General features: G+C 51.2%; 5 protein-coding genes. All 5 read left to right on the top strand.

Annotated features, from left to right (window positions below; all coding sequences use genetic code 11):
• On the top strand, positions 1-1,573 hold a 1,573-nt coding region (locus tag AC4MRN_RS19230; RefSeq protein ID WP_491204212.1), incomplete at its 5' end, for a right-handed parallel beta-helix repeat-containing protein.
• The gene (locus AC4MRN_RS19225; RefSeq protein WP_491204211.1) at positions 1,573-2,562 is read left to right on the top strand and encodes an LPP20 family lipoprotein; all 990 of its coding nucleotides are present in this window, start codon (positions 1,573-1,575) and stop codon (positions 2,560-2,562) included. The genes AC4MRN_RS19230 and AC4MRN_RS19225, both read left to right, overlap by 1 nt.
• Before the next feature lie 90 nt (positions 2,563-2,652).
• Positions 2,653-3,645: a UDP-N-acetylmuramate dehydrogenase gene (murB, locus tag AC4MRN_RS19220; protein WP_491204210.1), complete on the top strand. Its 993-nt coding sequence runs from the start codon at positions 2,653-2,655 to the stop codon at positions 3,643-3,645.
• Complete coding sequence (birA, locus tag AC4MRN_RS19215) at positions 3,642-4,616, top strand: bifunctional biotin--[acetyl-CoA-carboxylase] ligase/biotin operon repressor BirA (RefSeq protein ID WP_370239878.1); 975 nt, start codon at positions 3,642-3,644, stop codon at positions 4,614-4,616. The genes murB and birA overlap by 4 nt, the downstream gene beginning before the upstream one ends.
• Complete coding sequence (locus tag AC4MRN_RS19210; RefSeq protein WP_491204209.1) at positions 4,606-5,340, top strand: type III pantothenate kinase; 735 nt, start codon at positions 4,606-4,608, stop codon at positions 5,338-5,340. Before birA ends, AC4MRN_RS19210 begins: the two co-directional genes overlap by 11 nt.
• The last annotated feature ends 139 nt before the right edge of the window (positions 5,341-5,479 follow it).

Below are 5,479 nucleotides of genomic sequence, written 5' to 3'. Positions count from 1 at the left end.
ATTAATGCATCCCGCGGAAGTCGACAAACGGCTGCCTTCAGGCCCGCTGGACCATTCCAAAATGGCCTCCTACCTTGGCGTCGAAGGTGTGTTAGTGGGTGAAGTGGTGGACTTTGAACGGTTCTTTGCTGGGATTTACTCAGAGATTCGTCTTGAGGTTGCCCTGTCACTATACAACACCAAAGGCGACGTCGTGTGGAGCGGTGAACACGAAGTCACACAGCGCGCTGGTGGTGTTTCTACCACAGCCTGGGGGCTGCTATTGAATGCGGCGATAGCAGCAATGAATCTGGATGATGAAAATCTGTTAGCCGCAGCTGATGAACTGGGGCGCAAAGTGGCTTTTGACTTCCCGCAACCGGCGGTTTATGCCGGCGACGGTGGACCGTTAATTGAATCGGTTATTCACGATAAGGCCGATCAGTGGCTGCGCTATTCCGATGTACTGGAGGTGGGCGTTAAAGGCGAGCCCGGGGTGCAGGCCTTTGCTGAACTTGGCAATTTAGTGCGTACACAATTAAACGAGGTTGAGCCAGGGGTGTACATCGCGAAGATACCGGTTCAGCCCGATTGGGATCAGGTACGCGTGCCGGTTACCGGTATTCTGCAGGGGAAAGACGGCAGCACGACCACCATGCTGAGTATTACCGGACTGGTTAACTTCGATAATAAGCCACCCGCAACGGTGAAAAATCTGGTTGGTAGCCAAACCGAGTCAACCCTGAAGTTATCGTGGCAGGCCGACGATGACGCAAGTAGCTTTAGCGTGTTTCGGATTGTTGAAGGGGAAAAAACGCTGGTTTATTCAGGCGCAGACAGCTTTGCTAATGTAGCGGTCGCTACCGAAGCCTTCAGCCTGAATGAATATCAGGTACTGGCCGTGGACCGCGCAGGTAACAGCAGCGACACCAAGTCCATTACGCTGACTACGTATGTGAAGGAAGTCGGTCAGCAAACCTATTTGAGTGGCCCCTTACAGGGCGATTACTCAGGCGTTATGGCGTTAACCAAAACCTTTAGCCCCTATCAGGTGAAGGGGCAGGTGGTCTTTAATGAAGACAGTGAAATTTATGTTGAGCCCGGCGTTGAACTCCAGTTCGACCCACAGGCCACGATGGTGATCCGCGGTGAAGCCTATTTCTGGGGGCTTAAGCAGGCCATCAAGATTGGTCCGGTAGCCGATGCTGAACGACGCGCACCTTATCTGGTTCTGGAAAACAACAAGGCTACTCAAATCAGTGGTGTGCAAATGCACAGCGGTGGTATTGGTATAGCCATTAAATCAGGCCAGCCATTGCTGGAGGCCATTGAGATAATTGGCAGTAAATTCACCGCTGTTATGATTGAAGGGGAGGCGAATGTGACGCTTCGTCATTGCCTTATTGACGGCAGTAATACATCAGGTGTGGTAGTGAGTGATTTCGCGAAGCTGAAAGTCAATGACTGCACCATACGGAACAACTTCCCATTCCATATTCAGAATGCATCCAGTTATGAAATTGATGCAATAGGCAATACTTGGGACCCTGCGGCCTCAGCCACTAACCTGCTTGGAAAAATAAGGACAGAATAATGAAAAAGGCGTGTATAGCACTGGCACTAACGTTAGTCAGTTTTTCAGGTGTGGCGGCCAATGCACATTATGAAGAATGGACCGCCGCGGGCGGTAAGGTAAACTGGACAACCGGGCAAATTGCGGCGGAAGGGTATGGTCTGCCGCCTGCCAATGCGATGGGTAAAGCAGGCCCGTTGCTGGCATGTCGTGCAGCGGTGGTCGATGCGCAGCGTAATTTGCTGGAAGCTACGCAGGGGGTGCGCGTTACCGCGACCACGGTGATCGACAATTACATGCTGAATAATGACGAAGTCAAAAGTCAGGTTGAAGGCGTGATCCGCAACGCGCGCATTCTGAGTCGCACACCCGCGCCAGATGGCAGTTGTAAAATCGAGATGGCGATCAGCCTTGGCGGTCCTGCCTCTAAAGCTGTGTACAACGAACTCTATCAGACTGCCGGCCTACAGAGCTGGGTGAAGCAACCCCTGGAATGGTTAGCGATGGCGTTGATTCCCAAAGCGCATGCTCAGGATGACGTGACGTTGCAGCCGGTCCCCTGGCTGGATGATGTAGAGAAACTTAATCGTCGTCTATCAGTACTTGAGCAGCAGCTTGCTGCACAAAAGCGCGACGATGCTACGCCCGTTGCTAAAAAAGACACTCAGCCTACCGGGCTGGTTGTGGATGCGCGCGGCAGCAACTTTATACCGTCATTAAGCCCCAAGATCCGTCAACTTCGCGGTGGCGTTGTGTATCCTGATTCCGCCGTAGAAAAAAGCGAGCGATTGCTTGAACGCGGACAACTGGTTTCCCTGTTTGCAAGGGACGTTGATTTCGCTGTTCAACACCCAGTGGTTGGCAGTCGCCCGTTACTGGTGAAAGCACTGCGGACTTATGGCGATACGAGAACCGAGATTGTACTGGCAACCGAATATGCCCAGCGCATTCAACAGCTCAATGAAAGTGGCTTCTTCGGTGAGGCCGGTGTCATTATCGTGTTAGATTAAAACATGTGTACCGGAAGGCCAGCCTAATGACTGGCCTTCACCCCGACCGTTAAGGCATACTAGCGGCTCGTTTTCATCATATATCTCCTTATGCCAGAACTAACTCATCGCCATACCTTCGCTTTGCCCAGTCATTGTAAGCAATTGCAGACGTTCGACTCGGTCAGCTCGCTGCTGTCGGCTTATCGTACCGATGTGCCTGTGTATATTTTGGGTGGTGGAAGCAACAGTATTTTCATTGAAGACTTCGACGGTCTGGTACTGTTGAACGACATTAAAGGCATTGACGTCAAGCTCGGAGAAGATGGGGTGCGACTCACCGTTGGAGGAGGCGAAAACTGGCATGCGCTGGTGGCCTATACCGTGAAAAAAGGGTGGCGCGGCCTGGAAAACCTGGCACTTATCCCCGGCTCAGTCGGGGCGGCGCCGATTCAGAATATCGGTGCATACGGCCTGGAAGTCGGTGAGCGGATTGAACAAGTTGACGTAGTGTCACTGGACACGGGTGAACAGTTCAGTTTGTTGCAACAGGAATGTGAATTCGGCTATCGTGACAGTATTTTTAAGCGCCCAGAACACAGCCGTTGGATTGTGACGCATGTTCATTTTTTCCTGCCATCTGATATTGCACCTGTCACTCAGTATGCCGAGCTGGATGCACTCAGCGACCCTACAGCAGAAGACATATTCAATACTGTTATTGCCATCAGACAGCGAAAGTTGCCCGATCCCGCTATATTAGGTAACGCTGGCAGTTTCTTTAAGAACCCGGTCATTTCAACATCGCACTTTGGCAAACTCAGGCAGCAATATCCGTCCATGCCGGGTTATGACCTGAATGCGACGCAAACGAAAGTCCCTGCTGCCTGGTTAATTGATACAGCAGGCTTTAAAGGGCAGTGCAAGAACGGGGTCTGTAGTTATCAGCATCAACCATTGGTGCTGGTCAATCAAAACGCGGCATCAGGTAAAGCGGTCGTTGAGTTTGCACAGGCTATAATAGAAACCGTTGAGGCGACGTTTGGCATCCGTTTGGAGCCAGAGGTCAGACTGGTGGGTAAAACAGGACTCGTAACACTATGAAACCGAAAGCGCGGGAAGTACGTCAAACGCTATTGTGTACCCTGGCCGATGGCGAATTTCACTCGGGTGAAACCCTGGCTCAAACGCTCGGGCTATCGCGCACAGCGATAGCGGGTCACATATCTCAGCTTACCGATTGGGGGTTGGATGTATTTAAGGTAAAAGGCAAAGGTTACAAGCTTAACCGGCCTTTAATCCTGCTGGATGAGCAAACCATTGGGCAGCAAATCACTATGCCGCATAAAGGTAACATCCGCGTGGCACAGGTTATTGAGTCCACCAACACGGAATTAAAAGACGCTGCCTCCCAGCGCGCTAATGGAGATGTGATACTGGCTGAAATACAAACCGCAGGCCGGGGCCGGCATGGCAGACAATGGCTGGCACCTGTCGGGGGGAGCCTGACTATGTCGATGTACTGGCGATTTAACGACGGCTATCAAAGTATGGCTGGGCTGTCGCTGCTGGTGGGCATTGCTGTTTGTCAGGCTTTAAAACAGTGCGGTCTTGACGAAGCGCGCCTGAAATGGCCCAACGACGTATATTTGTACGGGAAAAAACTTGCTGGCGTACTCATTGAGGTTGAGGGCCAACTGGGCGCGCCGGCAGACAGTATTATCGGTATTGGACTGAATGTGACCGTGCCGGAACACGAATATGATGTGGGACAACCCCATATCGATATGAGTCATGAGTTAGGACCGGATCTAAACCGCAACGACATCGCGGCAAGGATTATTGAGCAACTGTGGGAATTATTACCTGCTTTTACTCAGCACGGCTTTGAACCCTATGTAGCAACCTGGCAAGAGCTGGACTGGTTTGCCGATCGCACTGTGGTCATAAAAGCGGGCAACAAACGCATTAGCGGGGTTAATCGTGGTATTGACGCAAGCGGCGCGCTATTACTGGAAACCAGCGATGGGATAACCCGGTTTCACGGCGGCGAGGTAAGTTTGCGTGCAGGCTGATAAGGTTTTATTGGTAGATACCGGGAATACCTGCATAAAGTACCGGTGGCTGTCAGATACCAGTGAGCAAGTACAGGTAGCAGACACGATTGATGTCCTCGTTAATCGTTTGAGCAAAGCCCCCGTGTTGAAGATCTATTTATCAAACGTGGGCAATGACGACGCCGAAACACAACTGCAGCTTTTTTGTCAGTACAACAACATAGCACTACAGGTCATTACCACGCCTCATAGTGCGTTTGGGATCACCAACAGTTATGCCAATCCAAACAAAATGGGCGTTGACCGTTGGTTGGCTATGGTGGGTGCAGCGGGTAAAACTGAGTTGCCCTTTGCGGTGATTGATGCGGGCACCGCGATAACGGTGGACTTTGTAGCAGGCGGCCAACATTTAGGTGGTTGGATTTTGCCTGGTTACCACACTATGAAAAATGCCCTGGTGGGTGCGACCAAGCGCGTTACCCAGGACAAACAGGTGCCAACGCGCCTGGATGCTGGCACCGATACCGAAGAATGTGTTGCAATGGGGTGTTTGGCGGCTGTTCAAGGGGCGGTTTTTGCGGCTAACCGGTATTTAGCTGAACGATTTGATGATTATTTGGTCATTTGCACCGGCGGAGACAAAAATCTGCTGACAAGCGTTCAGGGGAGTGTTAACCTCAGCGCCGCGAATTTGGTGATAGATGGCCTTGCCCGCTACGCTGAAAAAGCTTCTTTTGATTGAAAACGTTCAATTAAACGTCTAAGTGGTAAATAAATGACCACTTGAACAAAAAAAAGAAAATTTTTCGCAAAAGCCTATTGCACCGAGTGATTCATTACTCTAGAATTCGCACCCACTTGATGAGGAGCCGACTTAGCTC

It is taken from the genome of Marisediminitalea sp. (assembly GCF_984433645.1).
Note: the sequence above shows the minus strand (reverse complement) of the source record. Positions and strands in the feature narration are given on the sequence as shown.

Coding starts and splice junctions, on each gene's coding strand:
- AC4MRN_RS19225 (WP_491204211.1), top strand. CDS start 1,573: ATGAAAAAGGCGTGTATAGCACTGGCACTAACGTTAGTCAGTTTTTCA.
- murB (WP_491204210.1), top strand. CDS start 2,653: ATGCCAGAACTAACTCATCGCCATACCTTCGCTTTGCCCAGTCATTGT.
- birA (WP_370239878.1), top strand. CDS start 3,642: ATGAAACCGAAAGCGCGGGAAGTACGTCAAACGCTATTGTGTACCCTG.